Origin of the sequence: Burkholderia aenigmatica, from assembly GCF_902499175.1 — a bacterium.
GTDB classification, from domain to species: domain Bacteria; phylum Pseudomonadota; class Gammaproteobacteria; order Burkholderiales; family Burkholderiaceae; genus Burkholderia; species Burkholderia aenigmatica.
In genome coordinates, this window is the sequence record NZ_CABVQC010000068.1 from 1 (window position 1) to 19,198 (window position 19,198).

General features: G+C 64.9%; 20 protein-coding genes and 1 pseudogene. 10 read left to right on the forward strand and 11 right to left on the reverse strand.

Features of this window, described 5'->3' with window-relative positions; translation table 11 throughout:
- The 8 genes from BDO18943_RS34015 to BDO18943_RS34050 form a co-directional block, all read left to right on the forward strand.
- On the forward strand, positions 1-554 hold a 554-nt coding region (locus BDO18943_RS34015; RefSeq protein WP_407649952.1), incomplete at its 5' end, for an anti-sigma factor family protein.
- A 308-nt stretch (positions 555-862) separates the two neighbouring features.
- Positions 863-1,237, forward strand: coding sequence for a 30S ribosomal protein S6 (rpsF, locus tag BDO18943_RS34020; protein WP_006402295.1), 375 nt, complete (start codon positions 863-865; stop codon positions 1,235-1,237).
- 40 nt (positions 1,238-1,277) lie between these two features.
- Complete coding sequence (priB, locus tag BDO18943_RS34025; RefSeq protein ID WP_069745192.1) at positions 1,278-1,577, forward strand: primosomal replication protein N; 300 nt, start codon at positions 1,278-1,280, stop codon at positions 1,575-1,577.
- 2 nt (positions 1,578-1,579) lie between these two features.
- On the forward strand, positions 1,580-1,855 hold the full coding sequence (gene rpsR / locus BDO18943_RS34030; protein ID WP_004193360.1) for a 30S ribosomal protein S18: 276 nt from the start codon (positions 1,580-1,582) through the stop codon (positions 1,853-1,855).
- Between the two features lie 27 nt (positions 1,856-1,882).
- Positions 1,883-2,335, forward strand: coding sequence for a 50S ribosomal protein L9 (rplI, locus tag BDO18943_RS34035; protein WP_039366989.1), 453 nt, complete (start codon positions 1,883-1,885; stop codon positions 2,333-2,335).
- A gap of 144 nt (positions 2,336-2,479) precedes the next feature.
- Positions 2,480-3,862: a replicative DNA helicase gene (locus BDO18943_RS34040; protein ID WP_011352313.1), complete on the forward strand. Its 1,383-nt coding sequence runs from the start codon at positions 2,480-2,482 to the stop codon at positions 3,860-3,862.
- 139 nt (positions 3,863-4,001) lie between these two features.
- Positions 4,002-4,628, forward strand: coding sequence for a DUF47 domain-containing protein (locus BDO18943_RS34045; RefSeq protein ID WP_175025732.1), 627 nt, complete (start codon positions 4,002-4,004; stop codon positions 4,626-4,628).
- Positions 4,629-4,638: 10 nt separating this feature from the next.
- Complete coding sequence (locus BDO18943_RS34050; RefSeq protein WP_044847235.1) at positions 4,639-5,649, forward strand: inorganic phosphate transporter; 1,011 nt, start codon at positions 4,639-4,641, stop codon at positions 5,647-5,649.
- Positions 5,650-5,788: 139 nt separating this feature from the next.
- Here the strand turns inward: BDO18943_RS34050 and BDO18943_RS34055 are convergent, their stop codons facing one another.
- Both BDO18943_RS34055 and BDO18943_RS34060 read right to left on the reverse strand, forming a co-directional pair.
- The gene (locus BDO18943_RS34055) at positions 5,789-6,883 is read right to left on the reverse strand and encodes an NlpC/P60 family protein (RefSeq protein WP_175025733.1); all 1,095 of its coding nucleotides are present in this window, start codon (positions 6,881-6,883) and stop codon (positions 5,789-5,791) included.
- 240 nt (positions 6,884-7,123) lie between these two features.
- Positions 7,124-8,926 carry a PhoH family protein gene (locus tag BDO18943_RS34060; protein ID WP_089425590.1) on the reverse strand — a complete coding sequence of 601 codons (1,803 nt, stop codon included), beginning with the start codon at positions 8,924-8,926 and terminating at the stop codon, positions 7,124-7,126.
- On the opposite strand from BDO18943_RS34060, the pseudogene BDO18943_RS42820 reads away from it, so the two are divergent.
- A pseudogene (locus BDO18943_RS42820) lies at positions 8,822-9,066 on the forward strand (hypothetical protein); the annotation flags it as partial. The gene BDO18943_RS34060 and the pseudogene BDO18943_RS42820 overlap by 105 nt on opposite strands.
- 192 nt (positions 9,067-9,258) lie before the next feature.
- Here BDO18943_RS42820 and BDO18943_RS34065 read toward each other — a convergent pair.
- The 9 genes from BDO18943_RS34065 to BDO18943_RS34105 all read right to left on the reverse strand — a co-directional run bounded on the left by BDO18943_RS34065 (position 9,259) and on the right by BDO18943_RS34105 (position 17,611).
- Entirely contained in the window at positions 9,259-9,720 is a 462-nt protein-coding gene (locus BDO18943_RS34065; RefSeq protein ID WP_006756046.1) for a peroxiredoxin, read from the reverse strand.
- Positions 9,721-9,834: 114 nt separating this feature from the next.
- Positions 9,835-10,731: a polysaccharide deacetylase family protein gene (locus BDO18943_RS34070; protein ID WP_043188182.1), complete on the reverse strand. Its 897-nt coding sequence runs from the start codon at positions 10,729-10,731 to the stop codon at positions 9,835-9,837.
- Positions 10,732-10,744: 13 nt separating this feature from the next.
- On the reverse strand, positions 10,745-11,800 hold the full coding sequence (locus tag BDO18943_RS34075) for a bifunctional UDP-4-keto-pentose/UDP-xylose synthase (protein WP_051890217.1): 1,056 nt from the start codon (positions 11,798-11,800) through the stop codon (positions 10,745-10,747).
- The gene (locus BDO18943_RS34080; RefSeq protein ID WP_175025734.1) at positions 11,797-12,744 is read right to left on the reverse strand and encodes a formyltransferase; all 948 of its coding nucleotides are present in this window, start codon (positions 12,742-12,744) and stop codon (positions 11,797-11,799) included. The genes BDO18943_RS34075 and BDO18943_RS34080 overlap by 4 nt, the downstream gene beginning before the upstream one ends.
- Positions 12,741-13,763, reverse strand: a complete 1,023-nt coding sequence (locus BDO18943_RS34085) for a glycosyltransferase (RefSeq protein WP_175025735.1) — start codon at positions 13,761-13,763, stop codon at positions 12,741-12,743. The genes BDO18943_RS34080 and BDO18943_RS34085 overlap by 4 nt, the downstream gene beginning before the upstream one ends.
- A 6-nt stretch (positions 13,764-13,769) precedes the next feature.
- Positions 13,770-14,921 (reverse strand): DegT/DnrJ/EryC1/StrS family aminotransferase, encoded by a 1,152-nt coding sequence (locus tag BDO18943_RS34090; RefSeq protein ID WP_043188188.1) that lies wholly within the window; start codon positions 14,919-14,921, stop codon positions 13,770-13,772.
- Positions 14,922-15,050: 129 nt separating this feature from the next.
- Positions 15,051-15,422 (reverse strand): SMR family transporter, encoded by a 372-nt coding sequence (locus BDO18943_RS34095; RefSeq protein WP_059464372.1) that lies wholly within the window; start codon positions 15,420-15,422, stop codon positions 15,051-15,053.
- Positions 15,423-15,435: 13 nt separating this feature from the next.
- Positions 15,436-17,112 carry a glycosyltransferase family 39 protein gene (locus BDO18943_RS34100; RefSeq protein WP_175025736.1) on the reverse strand — a complete coding sequence of 559 codons (1,677 nt, stop codon included), beginning with the start codon at positions 17,110-17,112 and terminating at the stop codon, positions 15,436-15,438.
- Between the two features lie 124 nt (positions 17,113-17,236).
- Positions 17,237-17,611 (reverse strand): Mth938-like domain-containing protein, encoded by a 375-nt coding sequence (locus BDO18943_RS34105; RefSeq protein ID WP_043188192.1) that lies wholly within the window; start codon positions 17,609-17,611, stop codon positions 17,237-17,239.
- Positions 17,612-17,926: 315 nt separating this feature from the next.
- Between BDO18943_RS34105 and BDO18943_RS34110 the strand changes: the two genes are divergently transcribed.
- The gene (locus BDO18943_RS34110) at positions 17,927-19,165 is read left to right on the forward strand and encodes a pyridoxal phosphate-dependent aminotransferase (protein WP_043188194.1); all 1,239 of its coding nucleotides are present in this window, start codon (positions 17,927-17,929) and stop codon (positions 19,163-19,165) included.
- Positions 19,166-19,198 lie beyond the last annotated feature (33 nt).

The window sequence follows — 19,198 nt, forward strand, 5'->3', positions numbered from 1 at the left end:
CGGCGCCCGCCGGCCCGGGGCCGCGCGTGGCGGCGCTGCCGGGGCTCGGCTGGGGCGTGGCGCTGATGGTCGCGCTGGCCGCGGCGGCCGGGATGGCGCTCACTGCACACCACGCCGAAACCGATCGCACGGTCGACGAACTCGTGGCGAGCCACGTGCGGGCGGGCCTGTCGGCGCGCGACATCGACGTGATCTCGACCGACCGGCACACGGTGAAGCCGTGGTTCAACGGCCGGCTCGACTATGCACCGCCGGTCGAGGATCTCGCCGCGAGCGGCTTCGCGCTGGTCGGCGGCCGGCTCGATTACGTCGGGCATCGCCGCGTCGCGGTGCTCGTGTACCGCTATCGGCAGCACGTGATCGACGTCTACGTGCGGCCGGCCGGCGAAGGCAACGCGCAGGCGCCGTACGCAACCGTGTCGCAGGGCTACGCGCTCGACCGCTGGGACGCCGCGGGGATGACGTGGTGGGCCGTGACCGACGCCGAAGCGCCGGCACTGACCGCGTTCAGGATCGCGCTCGACGCGCGGCTCGCGGGGGCGCGCAGCGAATAGCGGCAGGGCTGGCGCCTGCATCGCCGCGGGGGCGAGACGCGCGGGCATGGGCACCTGCGTCGGGCGCGCCGGAAGGCGGGCAGCCGGTGCGGATCGCACCGGCAAACGATCCGACCCCGAACGTGAAACGACCGCTCGTCGGCCGTTTCGGCGCCGCACGCAGCTCAAGTCGTTGAAAACACGGCCGAATCCGGCGGGAAATCGTCGATCGACCTTGCACATGCCCCGTATCCGGGTTAGAATCTTCGGCTTCTCACTTGCCACACCGGTTCAGACGCCCGGGTGGCTTTAATCCATAAGGAGTGTGTATGCGTCATTACGAAATCGTATTCATCGTGCACCCCGATCAGAGCGAGCAAGTGCCCGCGATGATCGAGCGTTACAAGACCACGATCACGTCGCACGGCGGCCAGATCCACCGTGTCGAAGACTGGGGCCGTCGCCAGCTGGCCTACATGATCGAGAAACTCGCGAAGGCTCACTACGTCTGCATGAACATCGAGTGCGACCAGACGACGCTCGACGAACTCGAACACGCGTTCAAGTTCAACGACGCCGTGCTGCGTCACCTCATCGTCAAGATGAAGAAGGCCGAAACCGGCCCGTCGCCGATGATGAAGGAAGTTCAGCGCGAAGAAGCCAAGAAGGCGGCTGCAGCTCAGCCGACCGAAGCGCAGGCTTAAGTTCGTCGTTATTTAAGCCATCAAGGAGCGCGCCACTCACGTGAACAGGTTGCAATTGAAGGCAAGCGTCGTCGAACGCGCACCGGTGCGATATACGCCGGCAGGTGTTCCGATCGCAAGCGCCACGTTGCATCACCGCACGGAAGTCGTCGAAGCAGGCATTCCCCGTCAGGTCGAAATGACGATCGAGGCGGTGGCGGCCGGTGAGGCGAGCGGCAAGCTGGAAAGCCGTGAAATGGGCGTCGAGACGCTGTTCACGGGCTTCCTGGCAAAGAAAAGCCGCAACGCGAGAACCTTGGTGTTTCACATCACAGCATTGCAGGACATTGGAAAGGACTGAACATGGCCCGCCCCACTGGTAAGAAATTCGACAAGCGTCGTCAGCAACAAAACCCGCTCTTCAAGCGCAAGAAGTTCTGCCGCTTCACGGCAGCCGGCGTCGAGCAGATCGACTACAAGGACACGGAAACGCTGAAGGACTTCATCGGCGAAAACGGCAAGATCACGCCGGCTCGTCTGACGGGTACGAAGGCGCACTATCAGCGTCAGCTGGACACGGCAATCAAGCGTGCGCGTTTCCTCGCGCTGCTGCCGTACACCGATCAGCACAAGGCGTAATCAGGCGACGCAATAAGGAGAATTCGAATGCAAATCATTCTGTTGGAAAAAGTCGCCAATCTGGGCAACCTCGGCGATATCGTCAAGGTCAAGGACGGTTACGCTCGCAACTTCCTGATCCCGAACCGCAAGGCTCGCCGTGCAACGAAGGAAGCGATCGCTGAATTCGAAGTTCGCCGCGCTGAACTCGAAAAGATCGCCGCTGAAAAGCTGGCAGCATCGCAGGCAGTCGGCGAGAAGCTGAACGGCCAGTCGTTCGAAATCACGCAGAAGTCGGGCGTTGACGGCCGTCTGTTCGGCTCGGTCACGAACGGCGACGTCGCGGAACTGCTGAAGAAGGCAGGTTTCGAAGTCGAGAAGCTGCAAGTTCGCATGCCGGAAGGCCCGCTGAAGATGATCGGCGAGCACAGCGTCCAGGTCGCGCTGCACACGGACGTCGTCGTCGACGTCACGATCAACGTGATCGGCGACCACGCGTAAGCGTACGCAAGCTTTCCGGGCGGCTTCCGCCGTCCGGACAAGGGCAGGCGCCCGGGAAACCGGGGCCTGCCTTTTTTATTGCCCGCTCGCCGGCGACTGCCTCTCGCTGGCGTCGTCGTAGGTTATTCGCGATAATCCCAACCCATGAACGCGCCGCAAGATCCTCAAATCGAATCGCTGAAAGTCCCGCCGCACTCGGTCGAAGCCGAACAATCGGTGCTCGGCGGCCTGTTGCTCGACAACGCGGCCTGGGACCGGATTGCCGACTTCCTGTCGCAGGGCGATTTCTACCGCTACGACCACCGGATCATCTACGAGCACATCGGCCGCCTGATCGCGTCGACGCGCCCGGCCGACGTCGTGACCGTGTACGAAGCGCTGACCACGTCCGGCAAGGCCGATGACGTCGGCGGGCTCGCGTACCTGAACGCCCTCGCGCAGAACACGCCGAGCGCCGCGAACATCCGCCGCTATGCGGAAATCGTGCGCGACCGCGCGGTGCTGCGCCGGCTCGTGTCGGTCGCCGACGAAATCTCGGCCGATGCGTTCAACCCGCAGGGCAAGGAAGTCCGCCAGCTGCTCGACGAAGCCGAGTCGAAGGTGTTCTCGATCGCCGAAGATGGCGCGCGTGGCAACCAGGGCTTCCTCGAGATCGGCCCGCTGCTGACCCAGGTCGTCGAGCGCATCGACACGCTGTACCACACCGCGAACCCGAGCGACGTCACGGGCACGCCGACGGGCTTCGTCGACCTCGACAGGATGACGTCCGGGATGCATGGCGGCGAACTGATCATCGTCGCGGGGCGCCCATCGATGGGTAAGACGGCCTTCTCGATGAACATCGGCGAATACGTCGCGGTCGAGTACGGGCTGCCGGTGGCGGTGTTCTCGATGGAAATGCCGGGCACCCAGCTCGTGATGCGTATGCTCGGCTCGATCGGCCGGCTCGACCAGCACCGGATGCGGACGGGCCGCCTGACGGACGAAGATTGGCCGAAGCTGACGCATGCGGTGCAGAAGATGAGCGAGGCGCAGCTTTTCATCGACGAAACGGGCGGCCTGAACCCGATGGAATTGCGCTCGCGGGCGCGGCGTCTTGCGCGGCAATGCGGCAAGCTCGGCCTGATCATCGTCGACTACCTGCAGCTGATGTCGGGTTCGTCGCAGGGCGAGAACCGCGCGACGGAAATTTCGGAAATCTCGCGATCGCTGAAGAGCCTCGCGAAGGAACTCGACGTGCCGGTGATCGCGCTGTCGCAGCTGAACCGCGGCCTCGAACAACGCCCGAACAAGCGCCCGGTGATGTCGGACTTGCGTGAATCTGGCGCAATCGAACAGGATGCGGACGTGATCCTGTTCATTTACCGTGACGAAGTTTACAACCCGGACAGCCCCGACAAGGGCACGGCCGAGATCATCATCGGCAAGCAGCGTAACGGTCCGATCGGGCCCGTTCGACTCACGTTCCTGGGGCAATACACGAAGTTCGACAACTTTGCAGGGGCGCAGACCTTCTACGGCGAGTAACGCCGGTTTGTAAAGCCCTAAATCGCCAAACGTTGTATCCAATCCCGGCGCGCGCATGTGCGCGCGTCGCGTCGCGACCGAAAACGGTACAATGTCGCCCGTTTTCGTGACAGTAGTTTGACAATCTCTCAGGAATCCCATGTTCGGTCGATTCATGCCCACCGAGGGCAAGTTCTTTGAACTTTTCAATGCGCACGCGAAGTACATCGTTTCCGGTGGCCGCGAGCTCGAACTGCTGATCGACAATCTCGCCAACGCCGAGATTCACAAGCAAAACGTGCAGACGGCCGAAAAGGCCGCAGACAAGCTCACGCACGAAACGATCGATCTGTTGCACAAGACCTTCATCACGCCGCTCGATCGCGACGAGATCCACAAGTTGATCACGACGATGGACGACATCCTCGACCTGATGGAGGACGTCGCGACGGCCGTGTCGCTGTACGACGTGCGTGCCGTCACGTCCGAAGCGAGCCAGCTCGCGCACATCGTCACGCAGTCGGCGCAGCACGTGCAGCAGGCCGTCGGCATGCTGTCCGACATGAAGCAGTCGGCGCAGATCCTCAAGGCGTGCGAGGAGATCGACCGCTGGGAGTCGGAGGCCGATCGGGTGCTGCGCGCGGCAATGTCGAAGCTGTTCCGCGAGGAAGACGACGTGAAGACGCTCATCAAGCTGAAGGCGATCTACGAGCTGCTCGAAGAGATCACCGACAAGTGCGAGGACGTCGCGAACATCATCGAAGGCATCGTGCTGGAAAACGCCTGAGCGGATCACGATGCATTCGATACAACTCGCCCTCTGGATGGTCGCGACGCTGGTGCTCGTCGCGCTCGTATTCGACTTCATGAACGGCTTTCACGACGCGGCGAACTCGATCGCCACCGTCGTGTCCACCGGGGTGCTGAAACCCCAGCAGGCCGTCGTGTTCGCGGCGGCGTTCAACGTCATCGCGTATTTCATCTTTCACCTGAAAGTCGCGCAAACCGTCGGTAAAGGCACGATCGACCCCGAGATCGTCGACCACTACGTCGTGTTCGGTGCGCTGGTCGGTGCGATCGGCTGGAACGTGATCACGTGGTACTACGGGATTCCGTCGAGCTCGTCGCATGCGCTGATCGGCGGCCTGGTCGGCGCAGCGCTCGCGAAGTCCGGCTGGAGTTCGCTGAACATCGACGGGCTGCTGAAGACCATCGCGTTCATCTTCATTTCGCCGCTGCTCGGCTTCATCCTCGGCTCGCTGTTCATGCTCGGCGTGTCGTGGCTGTATTTCCGTACCGCGCCCAGCAAGGTCGACCGGCGCTTCCGCCGGCTGCAACTGCTGTCGGCCGGGCTGTACAGCCTCGGCCACGGCGGCAACGACGCGCAGAAGACGATCGGCATCATCTGGATGCTGCTGATCGCGTCGGGCTATGCGTCGGCGACGTCCGATGCGCCGCCTGCGTGGGTGATCGGCGCGTGCTACCTGTCGATGGGCCTCGGCACGCTGTTCGGCGGCTGGCGCATCGTGCGCACGATGGGCCAGAAGATCACGAAGCTCAAGCCGGTCGGCGGGTTCTGCGCGGAAAGCGGCGGGGCGATCACGCTGTTCATCGCGTCGTTCCTCGGCATTCCGGTCTCGACCACGCATACGATTACCGGCGCGATCGTCGGTGTCGGCGCGACGCAGAAGCTGTCGGCCGTGCGCTGGGGTGTCGCCGGCAACATCGTGTGGGCGTGGGTGCTGACGCTGCCGGCGGCCGCGCTGTTTGCGGCCGGCGGATGGTGGCTCGGCCACCAGATCTTCTGATCGCCGACGCTGACGGATCGACATGAAATGCGCCGCAAGCCGAAAGGCTGCGGCGCATTTTCTTTTGGAACTGGGTATTCGTGGCGGACGATGAGCGACGGATGCGGGCCGAGGTGGCCGGCGTGGCTGGCGAAGCGGGTCAGTAACTTCCGTTCGCGAACCGTGCAATCGGATCGTCTGCGGTGGCGGTGCGCGGGCTGGCGGGGGCGGATTGCGTCGACGCGCGCAATACCTGGACAGGGGCGGGCTCGGCGCTGCGCGGTGACGTCGCTGCGACGGCGGGCGGCGGTTCCGCATCGAATGCGGCGGCCTGGGCAGCCGTCAGGGCCGTCGTCGGAATCCGTGTGCCAACCTCGGCTGGGCCGACCGGCGCGGTATTCGCCGCCACGGCGGCGGTGCCCGTGCCGTCATTCACGGACGTTGCCTGCTGTTGAGCGGCCTGCATGCGCGGCGGCGGCGGTTCATACGGGTCGGCCGACGCGGCTGTGGGGGCAACCGCTGCGGTCGATGCGACCTGCGTGGCCGGCATGACTGGTGCGGGTGCCTGGGTCGCGGCAGGTTGAGGCGGCGCATAGGCTGGCTGTCGCGGCGCGGCGGCAGTCACGACCACCGGGGCAGGTGCGACCGCCGGCGCGCTGCGCGGCTCGTCACGCTTCGCCTCGTAGGTCGGCGCATCGAACGGCGTAGGTGCCCCGCGCGGCGGCGCGACGCGGCGAATGCCGTCGAATCGCTTGGCCCAGTATGGGTTCGTCAAGTAGTCGAGCCGTACGGTACCGCCCGTCGACGGCGCGTTGACGAAGCGCAGCTTGCCGACATAGATGCCGACGTGCGAATGCGGCCGTCCGGTCGTATTGAAGAAGATCAGGTCGCCTGGTGCGACCTGGTCGGGATCGATCGACACGCCGCGGCCGCTCATGTCGGCGGTCGTGCGCGGCAGGTTCACGTCGGCCGCACGGCCGATCACGTAGCGCACGAGCCCGCTGCAGTCGAAGCCGCTTGTCGGCGTGTTGCCGCCCCAGCGATACGGGACACCGACGAGGCTCATCGCCTGGATCGAGATTTCTTCCTGGCCGACGCTGTGATCGACGAACTTCGGGAAGTTGGCGGGGGCGGGGAATGCGCGCGGCGTCGTGATCTTCATGCCCGAGGCGGGGCGCGATGCCGACTGCGGCGGCACGCTGGAGCAGGCCGCAAGCAGTGAAACGACAGCAACGGGAACCCAGATTCGAAGCATGGCAAGGCGGGCGAGCGCGACACGCTCGCGAATCGTATGACAACAGACAGACCCGATGGTAGACGCTCCGGCGGGGCTTAAGCAACCATTCTTGAGAATTTACTTGAAGTTTCGCGCGTAAACCGGGGTGTTGCGTGACGATGTATGACTTGTGATTTCGACCCCAAATAAAAACGGCGCTCCGGAAACGGAGCGCCGCGAGGCGTCGGGTGCCGGCCGACGGGCCGGCTCAACGCGTGATTACAGGATGTCCGACGCGTAGTCGGCGAGCCGCGAGCGTTCGCCGCGCGCGAGCGTCACGTGGCCGCTGTGGCCCCAGCCCTTGAAGCGGTCGACCACGTACGTGAGGCCCGAGCTGCCTTCGGTCAGGTAAGGCGTATCGATCTGCGCGATGTTGCCGAGGCACACGATCTTCGTGCCGGGGCCCGCGCGCGTGACGAGCGTCTTCATCTGCTTCGGCGTCAGGTTCTGCGCTTCGTCGATGATCAGGTACTTGTCGACGAACGTGCGGCCGCGCATGAAGTTCATGCTCTTGACCTTCAGGCGCGAACGGATCAGTTCCTGCGTCGCCGCGCGCCCCCATTCGCCGGCAGCGTCGTCGGTCTTCTGCAGCACTTCGAGGTTGTCGTCGAATGCGCCCATCCACGGCTGCATCTTCTCTTCCTCGGTGCCCGGCAGGAAACCGATGTCCTCGCCGACGGGCACGGTCGCGCGCGTCACGATGATCTCGTTGTAGCGCTTGTCGTCGAGCACCTGCGCGAGGCCGGCCGCGAGCGCGACGAGCGTCTTGCCGGTGCCGGCCTGGCCGAGCAGCGTGACGAAGTCGATCTCGGGGTTCATCAGCAGGTTCAGCGCGAAGTTCTGCTCGCGGTTGCGCGCGGTGATGCCCCACACGTTGTTCTTGTGGTGGCTGTAGTCGCGCAGCGTCTGCAGCAGCGCCGTCTTGCCGTTCAGTTCGCGGACGATCGCATGGAACGTCGGCTCGCCGTTCTGCGGCTCGAGATAGACGAACTCGTTGACGAGCATCGACGCGACGAGCGGACCCGTCACGCGGTAGTACGTGGTGCCCGTCTTCGTGTCCTGCCAGCTCTCCATGCCCTTCGCATGCTTGGTCCAGAAATCCTGCGGCAGTTCGCGCACGCCGTTGTACAGGAGGTCTTTATCCTCGAGCACCTGGTCGTTGAAGTAGTCTTCCGCGGGCAGGCTGAGCGCGTGCGCCTTGATCCGCATGTTGATGTCTTTCGACACCAGCACGACCTGGCGATCGGGCCGGTCGCGCTGCAGCGCACGCACGACGCCGAGGATCTGGTTGTCGGCCTTGCCTTCGGGCAAGCCTTCGACGGGCGCGATGTCCGCAAGCTTCGTCTGGAAGTACAGGCGGCCGAGCGCCTCGCGGCTGCCGAGGCGCGACAGCGGGATGCCGGCCGTGATCGGGCCGGCATCGGCGACGAGCGCGTCAAGCGTGCGGCTGACCTGGCGTGCGTTGCGCGCGACTTCGGACATCCCCTTCTTGTGGTTGTCGAGTTCCTCGAGCGTCATCATCGGCAGATAGACGTCGTGTTCCTCGAAGCGGAAGAGACTGCTCGGGTCGTGCATCAGCACGTTGGTGTCGAGCACGAACAGTTTCTGCAGTTCGGCTTCGGCGGGCTTGCGGCTGCGCGATTTCGTCGCGGCGCCGGTGTCGCGCGCGGGGGCGGCGGCCGGTTTGTCGGCAGCCGGTTTGTCGTTGCGTGCAACGACCGGTGCCGCGGGTTCGGCGGGCGCCGGCATCGGCTGCAGCAGGGCAGCCGTCTGTTTGGTCTTGCGGCCGCGTGCGGGTGCGCTCGCGGCATCTTGCGCCGAAGATGCGACGGCGCGCAGCGGCGCGGCCGTGTTTGCGGCTTCGGTCATCGGTTGGGCCACGCTAGCCGGACCAAAGTCACCGGCTGTGGATGCGTCCCCTTCGGCGGATTTCTTCGCGGCTTTCGCGGGCCGCGCTTTCGCCTTGTATTCGTCGGGCGGCAGCAGGCTGCCGAGCTTGCTGGGGGGAGTAGGCAAAGGCATGGTGTCCCTCGGGAGGAATCGTGTCGCATGGCGTGCGCCGCTGATCGCATCCTGCGTGACGTAGACGCATGCAGTTTGCGCGCGGTGGCGCACAGGAAGTTCGTCTAGCCGGTTCGCCTAGGTGTCGGTCAGCTCCTTGACGCGGTGAGGGCCGGACCGGGGGCCGGCGCGCGATCCATAAAAAAAGCCGCTGCCTCGTCGAAAGAGGCATGCGGCTCGGCTGATACCGTCGTAATGCGCGTCAGGTGCCGGCAAGCATCGCGACGAGCACCGGCGCAGCTACGAGAAATATGGGGCGAACTGGCATTCATTGCGGCCCAATATAACGCGCCTCAAAGCGCTTGTACAGCACTTAGCACGTCGTCCACATGACCCGGTACCTTGATGCCGCGCCATGCCTGGCGAAGCACGCCGTCGGCGTCGATCAGGAACGTGGAACGCTCGATTCCGCGTACTTCCTTGCCATACATTTTCTTCATCTTGATGACATCGAACAGCGCGCACAGCGCTTCATCGGCATCGGAAATCAGCGGGAACGGCAGTTCGAGCTTTGCCTTGAAATTGTCATGCGAGCGCAGGCTGTCGCGCGACACGCCGATGACTTCCGCACCGGCTTTCTTGAACTTCGGATAGAGATCGCGGAACTGCAGCCCTTCGGTCGTGCAGCCCGGCGTGTTGTCCTTCGGATAGAAGTACAGCACGAGCTTCTTGCCCTTCAGGTCGGACAGCGAAATGTCGCCGCCCGTGGCCGGTGCGGTGAAATCGGGAACTTGACGGTCAACTTCGACGGACACGTGTTTCTCCTGTTGTTATGGAGGCGCACAGCCGCCGCGATGCGCGCGGGTGGCGCGCGGCGGCAACTGTGCGGGAAGGTCTGGAGAGCGGCGCCGGCGTGCGCCTGGACGAACTCAGTCGGGCTGGACGATCAGTTCGCCGGAGCGGCCGGGGATTTCGCCCCACGTGACAGGGTACGATGGCAGCGAGTCGCGGTCCAGCGTCGCGTGATAGTCGCCCATCGTCGCAAACGTGTGGCCTTGCGCGCGCCAGCCGGCGAGCAGTTGCTCGAACACGGGCGCGAGCTTCTGGCCTTCCAGTTCCGCATGCAGCGTGAACACCTGGTCGTGCGGATTGGTTTCGGTGAACTTGAGGATGTGCGCGGCGACGTTGTGCGTGTCGACGCCGTCGATGCCGAGCACTTCGTCGAGCGTCGGCAGCGTGGTGGGCATCTGCACGTGCGACAGCGTGCGGCCATCGACGACCGGCAGGTACGGCGAGTGGCCGCGACCATCGGACGCATAGCGCATCCCCCAAGCGTCGATCTGCTCGAATGCGGAATCGTTCATCTGCCAGCCCGCTGCGCCGTGCGTGACGGGCGGCGCGCCGAAGATATCGATGAAGCGCGCGTGACTCTTCTGCATTTCACGTGCGGTCCAGTCGCGGTCGCGCACGCGGACGTTGTCCTGCCAGTACACGTGATCCCATGTGTGGATCCCGCATTCGAAGCCGGCTTCGTGAATCGCGCGCATGTCGGCGATCGCGCGGCGGCCGATGTCGGGGCCCGGCAGCAGCACGCCGTACATCAGCTGCTTCACGCCGTAGTGCTCGACCACCGACGTGCGCGACACTTTCTTCAGGAAGCCGGGGCGGAACACGCGCCGCAGCGCCCAGCCCGTGTGATCCGGACCGAGGCTGAAGAGGAAGGTCGCGCGCGCACTGAAACGGTCGAAGATGCGCGCGAGGTTCGGCACGCCTTCGCGCGTGCCGCGCAGCGTGTCGACGTCGATCTTGAGGACGATACGAGCCAAGCGAGCGTCCCGATCAGCCTTGCTGTTCGACGAGCGCGCGCGCGTCGGCGACGTGGCCGCGATACGCTTCGAAGATGTTGCGCAGTGCGTCGTCGAACGTCGCTTGCGGCGCCCAGCTGAGTTCCTGCATCGTATTCTCGATCTTCGGCACGCGGTTCTGCACGTCTTGGTAGCCGTTGCCGTAGTAGGCGCCGGACGTCGTCTCGACGAGCTTCACCTGCTTGGCCGAATCGGCGTACTCCGGGAATTCGGCCGCCAGCTCGAGCATCTTGTGCGCGAGTTCGCGAACCGAGAAATTGTTCTTCGGATTCCCGATGTTGTAGATCTTGCCCGACGCGACGCCGTCCTTGTTCTCGATGATCTTCATCAGTGCGCTGATGCCATCGCCGATGTCGGTGAACGCGCGCTTCTGCGAGCCGCCGTCGACGAGGCTGATGTTCTCGCCGCGCACGATGTGGCCGAGGAACTGCGTGACCACGCGCGAGCTGCCTTCCTTCGGCGTGTAGATCGAGTCGAGGCCCGGGCCAATCCAGTTGAACGGGCGGAACAGCGTGAAGTTCAGGCCTTCCATCCCGTAACCCCAGATCACGCGGTCCATCAGCTGCTTCGAGCACGCGTAGATCCAGCGCGGCTTGTTGATCGGGCCGTAGGTGAGGGCCGACGCATCCGGGTCGAACTGCTCGTCCGAGCACATGCCGTAGACCTCGGAGGTCGACGGGAACACGAGGTGCTTGCCGTACTTGACGGCGGAACGCACGATCGGCAGGTTCGCCTCGAAGTCGAGTTCGAACACGCGCAGCGGCTGCTGGACGTAGGTGGCGGGCGTCGCGATCGCGACGAGCGGCAGGATCACGTCGCACTTCTTCACGTGATACTCGACCCACTCCTTGTTGATCGTGATGTCGCCTTCGAAGAAATGCATCCGCTCGTGGTTGACGAGGTCACCCAGTCGATCGGTCTGCATGTCCATGCCGAACACTTCCCAATCGGTGGTTTCAAGAATGCGCTTGGACAGGTGATGGCCGATGAAGCCGTTCACACCCAGGATCAGGACTTTTTTTGCTTTCATGAATGACGGGAAGAATGAATGAACTGCGCGAATTCCGCGGGCGTCACGACGGTTTCGCTGCCGTCGCGCTGCTGCCACAGCTCGAGAATGGATAGGGCGCGGCTGTCGCCGCAGACGCCGAATAGCGCATTATCGCTTACGTGCAGGCCGGGCGGCAAATCCGCGGCGGCGGCCGCCGCCGCGCTGCCGGGTGCCGCGAGGCGCGCGCGCGCGATCACGAAACGCGTGCCGTCGACGTCCGTGAACGCGCCCGGATACGGGGGCGCGACCGCGCGCACCAAGTTATAGACCTGCACGGCCGGCTTCGACCAGTCGACGCGGCCATCCTCGGGCTTGCGCCCGCCGTAGTAGCTGCCGGTGGCGAGATCGTTCGGCAGGTGCGGCGCCTCGCCTGCGAGCAGTGCGGGCAGTACGCGCCAGAGCGTCTGTTCGGCGGCAACCGTGACCTTGTCGAACACCTGCGTGGCCGTGTCGTCCGGCAGGATCGGCACCGCGGTTTGTCCGATGATTGCGCCCGCGTCGGGCTTGGCGGCCATCTCGTGCAGCGTCGCGCCGGTTTCGGTTTCGCCGTTCAGCACCGCCCAGTTGGTCGGTACCCGACCCCGGTATTTCGGCAGCATCGAACCATGCATGTTGTACGCACCGCGCGGTGCGATCGCGAGCAGGTCCACCGGCAGCATGTGCCGGTAATAGAACGAGAAGATGAAGTCGGGCTGCGCGTCGGATACCGCGCGGCGCAGCGCCGGATCGGCGGGATCGGCCGGCGTGACGACCGGAATCCCGTGCTCGGCCGCGACGGACGCGACACTGCCGAACCAGATGTTCTCGTTCGGGTTGTCCTCGTGCGTGACGACGAGTGCGACGTCGACACCGCGCGCGAGCAGCACCTGCAGGCACCGCACGCCGACGTTGTGATAGGCGAAGACGACTGCGCGTGGCTTCATTGCGTGGCCCCCGAGCGGTTTGCGCCGGCCGGCACCGCCGGCACGCCGTCGTGCTGTTCGAGCACGGCCTGAATCAGGTAGCGCGGCCGCGCGCGCACCTGCTGGTAGATGCGGCCGACGTATTCGCCGAGCAGGCCGAGCGCGAAGATGATCACGCCGAGCAGGAAGAACGTGATGGCGAACAGCGTGAACACGCCTTGCACTTCCGCGCCGACGATGAAGCGGCGCACGAGCAGCAGCACGAACAGCGCGGCGGAGCCGATCGACAGGATCACGCCGATGAACGACAGCCACTGCAGCGGCACGACCGAGAAGCCCGTCACGAGGTCGAAGTTCAGCCGGATCAGGCTGTACAGCGAGTACTTCGACTCGCCGGCGAAGCGCTCCTCGTGCGCAACCTCGATCTCGGTCGGGTTCTGCGCGAACGTATACGCGAGTGCGGGGATGAACGTGTTGACTTCGCCGCACACGTTGATCGTGTCGATGATGCGGCGGCTGTACGCGCGCAGCATGCAGCCCTGGTCGGTCATCTTGATGCGCGTGATGCGCTCGCGCAGACGGTTCATCATCTGCGACGCCTTGCGCCGCCACAGGCTGTCCTGGCGCTGCTTGCGGATCGAGCCGACGTAGTCGTAGCCCTCGCGCATCTTCGTGATCAGCTTGCCGATTTCCTCGGGCGGGTTCTGCAGGTCGGCATCGAGCGTGATGACGATCTCGCCGCGCGATTGCGCGAAGCCGGCGAGGATCGCCATGTGCTGGCCGTAGTTGCCGTTGAGCAGCACGATGCGCGTCGTGTCGGGCCGTACGTGGAACTGATCGGCGAGCATCGCGGCCGAGCGGTCGCGGCTGCCGTCGTTGATCAGGATCACTTCGTATGACGTGTCGAGTGCGTCGAGTGCCGGATACAGCCGCGCGAACAGCGCAGCGAGGCCGTCTTCCTCGTTGTACACGGGGATGATGACCGATACTTCGGGCTGCCCGGCGACCGGATGCCCGGCGCGTGCTTCAAGGTGACTCATGTACGCTTATTTTCCGTATTGTTCGCAAATCTGGTTGATGGCGTCGACCACGCGACGCACGTCGCCTTCCGTCATCTGTGTGAAGAGCGGCAGCGTGACGGTCGACGCGCCGTACCGTTCGGCGTGGGGGAACATGCCCTCCTTGAAGCCGCGCGCACGGTACAGCGTAAAAAGATGGATCGCTGGGTAGTGGATGCCGGTGCCGATGCCGCGTTCCTTCAGCTGCGCCATGAACTCGGCGCGCGAGATCGTCAGCCGTTCGAGCGGCAGCGTGATCAGGAACATGTGCCAGTTGCCGTTCTCGAATTCGGCGATCGGCAGGCCGACGCCGAGCTTCACGGCCGCACTGCCGTCGAACGCGGCGAAATACGCGCGCGCGAGCGCGCGGCGCTGCGCGGTGAAGCGCTCGAGGTGGGGCAACTGGCCGAGGCCGACGCGCGCGGCGACGTCGGTCAGGTTGTACTTGCCGCCGAGCACGTCGCAGTCCATCCCGTCGAAGCCGGTGCGCGTGATGCCCTGCAGCCGGTATTTCTGCGCGAGCGTCGCTTCTTCCTCGTTGTTCAGCACGAGGGCGCCGCCTTCGATCGTCGTCAGGTTCTTGTTCGCGTGGAAGCTGAACGACACGATGTCGCCGATCGCGCCGATGCGCTTGCCGTTCCACGTCGAGCCGAACGCCTGCGCCGCATCCTCGATCACGCGCAGCTTGTGTGCGCGTGCGATCGCGTACAGGCGGTCCATGTCGACCGGCAGGCCGGACAGGAACACGGGGATGATCGCCTTCGTGCGCGGCGTGATCGCCTGCTCGAGCTTGTCGAGGTCGATGTTGCGCGTGACGGGATCGATGTCGGCGAACACGGGCGTCGCGCCGGTTTCGATGATCACGTTGCTGGTCGAGACCCACGACGCCGGCGTCGTGATCACCTCGTCGCCGGCACCGACGCCCGCGATGCGCAGGCCGATCTCGAGCGTGCAGGTGCCCGAGTTGAACGCGCGGACCGGACGGCCGCCGCAGTATTCGGACAGCGCCGCTTCGAATTTCTGGCTCTGCGGGCCGGTGGTGATCCAGCCCGAGCGCAGCACTTCGACGACGCCCTGGATGGTTTCCTCATCGATCTCGGGGCGGGTGAACGGCAGAAACGGAGCGGTAGTCTGGCTCATGTACGCTTTGGCCTGTAATGGCGTGTAATAAAAGGGTCGGGCGGTCCCGGCCGAAACCGGCATTAGACACCGGTTGGCGGAATCGCACCGTGATTTTTTGTAGGCGGGCGCTTAACGCGGCGGGCCTGCTCAGCTTCGCGCGAGCACCAGTACGCCGATCAGGATGATGCCGATGCCGATGAGCCGCTGGACCGACAGCACTTCGCCGAACAGGTACCAGGCCGCGAATGCGTTGACGACGTAGCCGAGCGACAGCATCGGGTACGCGATCGACACGTCGACCCGCGACAGCCCGAGGATCCAGACCACGACGCTCAGCACGTAGCAGCCGAGGCCGCCGATGATCGGCAATTGGGTCGCGATCTTCAGGCCGACCGGGATGATGTTCGCACGGCTGAATTCGAAGTGTCCAACAGCGTTGACGCCGGCTTTCAGCAGAAGTTGCGCACAGGCGTTGAGCATCACGCCGGTGATGATGCAGACGAACGAAACGGGATTCATGCGGCAGGCGTCCTTACGATTGCGGTTTCTCGACGATCACGCGGCGGTTGTCGCGCGCAATCACGCGCATCGGCACGCCTTGCTTGACCAGGGTGTCGTACTGGCCGGGCGGCATGATCGCGAGCGCATGGGTTTCCTGTTTCCAGCGCGTGATCCACTCGTCGACGGTCGGAACCCACTTGTTCGGCTCCATCGAGATCCCGAACGCGAGCTCGTCCTGGCGCTGGACCATGATCGTCGTGTGGCCCATATAGAACGGGAACGTGTGATCGAGCATCTCGATCGAGTAGAACGGCGTGTCGGCCGGCAGCTTCGCGAGTTCGGCGCGTACCGCGGGCGCGAGCAGCGCGCCCGAGCTGTAGCGGCCGAATTCGTCGTGGCCGGTGCCGCCGATCGTGCCGAACGCGAACCAGGCGGCGCCGAACACGGCGAGCGCGGCAGCCACACTCGCGCGACGGTTCAGCCATGCGGCCGCGAGCGTCAGGGCGGCCGCGACCGCGAGGCCTGCGTACAGCCACATCTGGAACGCGCGGTACAGCGCGTTCGGCGTGCGGGCATCGCCCAGGTACGCGAGGGCGATGATCCCGAATGCCGCGACGACGAGGAACACGAGGTAGCCGAGCAGGTGGCGGCGGAACCGGTCGGCGCTCATCAGCGGCAGGTACGCGCCGATGATCAGCGCGAGGGCCGGCGCCACCGGCAGCACGTACGAGATCAGCTTCGAATGCGACGCGCTGAAGAACAGGAAGATGAATGCGCTCCAGATCAGCAGCACGAGCATCGGCGAGAAGCCGTTCGGCTGGCGCGGCATCCGCAGCGCATGGCGGATGCTCTGCCACGCGACCGACAGCCACGGCAGGAAGCCGACCAGCAGCACGGGCACGAAGTAGTAGAGCGGGCCCGGGCGGTTCTGTTCCGGGGTCAGATACCGGCGGAACTGCTGGACGATGAAGAAGAAGTTGAAGAACTCGGGGTTGCGCTGCTGGACGAGCACGAACCACGGCGTGACGATCGCGAAGAAGATCACGAGGCCGCTCACCAGGTACAGGCGCTTCCACAGCGCCCAGTCGCGCGCGATCAGCGTGTAGAGCACCAGCACGGCGCCCGGCAGGATCAGGCCGACGAGGCCCTTCGACAGCACGGCGAACGCCATCGCGGCCCAGCATGCCCACATCCAGCCGCGCGCCGCGGCCGGGCGCAGCCCGGGCCGCTGCGCGAGCAGCAGCGAGCACAGCGACAGCGTCATCCAGAACGCCAGCCCCATGTCGAGCGCGTTGAAGTGGCCCATCAGGTTCCAGTACGGCGACGACGCGAGTACGACGGCCGCAAGGAAGCCCGACAGCGGGTTGAACAGGCGCGCGCCGGTGAAGCCGACCAGCAGGATGCCGGCGAAGCTGGCGACAGCTGTGTAGAGGCGGGCCTGCCATTCGCCGATGCCGAACCACGCGAACGTGAGCGCGTTCATCCAGGTCTGCAGCGGCGGCTTCTCGAAGTACTTGTAGCCGTTGTAGCGCGGCGTGATCCAGTCGCCGGTGACGAACATCTCGCGCGCCATTTCCGCGTAGCGGCCCTCGTCGCTCGGGATCAGGTGGCGCAGCCCGAGCGGCGCGAACCAGACGATCGCGAGCGCGATGACGAGGAGGACGAGCGTGATGCGATTGAGCGGTAGCCTCGACGGCGTATCGTTCATGGATTTTCAGCCTGTTGGTTATTGTGACGGGCCGCCGGCGGGTTGCGCCGGGGGCGGGCGGCCTGGCCGGGCCGATCCGGAGGATCGACCCGCTGCGCCGGCCCGAGTTTTACCGCATCGGGGATTAACGTTCAATTAAGAGCGCGGCGGCGACTTTGCGGCCTTCGGCCATCAGGATGTTGTAGGTGCGGCAGGCAGCCTGGAAATCCATCGTCTCGACGCCGATCCGCTTCGCGGTGAGCGCCGCGACGAGCCGCGGGTGCGGGAAGCGCAGCCGCGCGCCGCTGCCGAAGATCACGAGTTCGGGCGTCGGGTCGAGCAGCATCGCGAAATGCTCGGGCGCGAGCGCGTCGAACGACGACACGGGCCATACCTGGACCGGCGCGCCGGGCAGTACGATGACGCTCGTTTCATGGCGTTCGAGATTGACGTCGACATAATCGGGGCCGTAGCCGGTGACGGTGTTGAGCGCGCCGCTCGCGTCCTGGTGCAATTTCAAATCGGTATTCCGCGGTTCCGTAGGGGAATGTGGTGCAGGGCCACACGGGCCCGGATGGCCGGTTTCGCTTGCCTGAGCACGCGGGGCGCCTGACGGCGCGGCCCCGGCGCGGCTATGGTGCATTGCGAAAGTCGGCCAAAATCCGCTAAATTATAACTTTTTGGTCGCCCCCGGGCGCCACTTGCGTCGCGCGTCGCCACAAGCCGCGCCCGACCGCCCGCTTTTTCCCAGTCTAGACAGCGCGCACAGACCGGCCGCTTTCCAGTTTTGATCCCGTCCCCCCGGCCGCAAGGCCAACCCAGGAACCGTGTCGTCGTGAAACCGATTCAGAAGTCGAACAAGCTGCTCAACGTCTGCTACGACATCCGTGGCCCGGTGCTCGAGCACGCGAAGCGCCTCGAGGAAGAAGGCCACCGCATCATCAAGCTGAACATCGGCAACCTCGCGCCGTTCGGTTTCGACGCGCCGGACGAGATCATCCAGGACATGATCCGCAATTTGCCGACGTCGTCCGGCTATTCGGATTCGAAGGGCGTGTTCTCGGCGCGCAAGGCCGTGATGCACTACACGCAGGAAAAGGGCGTCGTGGGCGTCGGCCTCGACGACATCTACATCGGCAACGGCGCGTCCGAGCTGATCGTGATGGCGACCCAGGCGCTCCTGAACGACGGCGACGAAGTGCTGCTGCCCGCGCCCGACTACCCGCTGTGGACGGCGGCGGTCAGCCTGTCGGGCGGCACGCCGGTGCATTACATCTGCGACGAGCAGAACGCGTGGATGCCCGATCTCGACGACATCCGCCGCAAGATCACGCCGAACACGAAGGCGATCGTCGTGATCAACCCGAACAACCCGACGGGTGCGCTTTATTCAGACGAATTGCTGCTCGAACTGCTCGCGATCGCGCGCCAGCACGGGCTGATCGTGTTTGCCGACGAGGTGTACGACAAGATCGTCTACGACGGCCTCGAGCACACGGCGCTGGGCTCGCTGTCGGAGGACGTGATCACCGTCACGTTCAACAGCCTGTCGAAGAGCTATCGCTCGTGCGGCTACCGCGCGGGCTGGATGGCCGTGTCGGGCCTGGGCGGCGACAACCGCCGGCACGCGAAGGACTATCTCGAGGGGCTCGGCATCCTGTCGTCGATGCGCCTGTGCGCGAACGTGCCCGGGCAGTTCGCGATCCAGACGGCGCTCGGCGGCTACCAGAGCATCAACGAGCTGATCGTGCCGAGCGGGCGCCTGTACAAGCAGCGCGAACTCGCGTACGACATGCTCACGTCGATCCCGGGCGTGACCTGCGTGAAGCCGCAGGCCGCGCTGTACATGTTCCCGCGCCTCGACCCGAAGCTTTATCCGATCCAGAACGACCAGCAGTTCATTCTCGACCTGCTGCTCGAGGAGCGCGTATTGCTCGTGCAGGGCACGGGCTTCAACTGGACGACGCCGGACCACTTCCGCGTGGTCTTCCTGCCGAACCTCGACGATCTGACCGATTCGATCAACCGGATCGCACGCTTCCTCGACGGCTATCGCAAGCGCCATACGGCGTAAGCGGCAGCCCGGACGAAACCTATTCTTTTTACT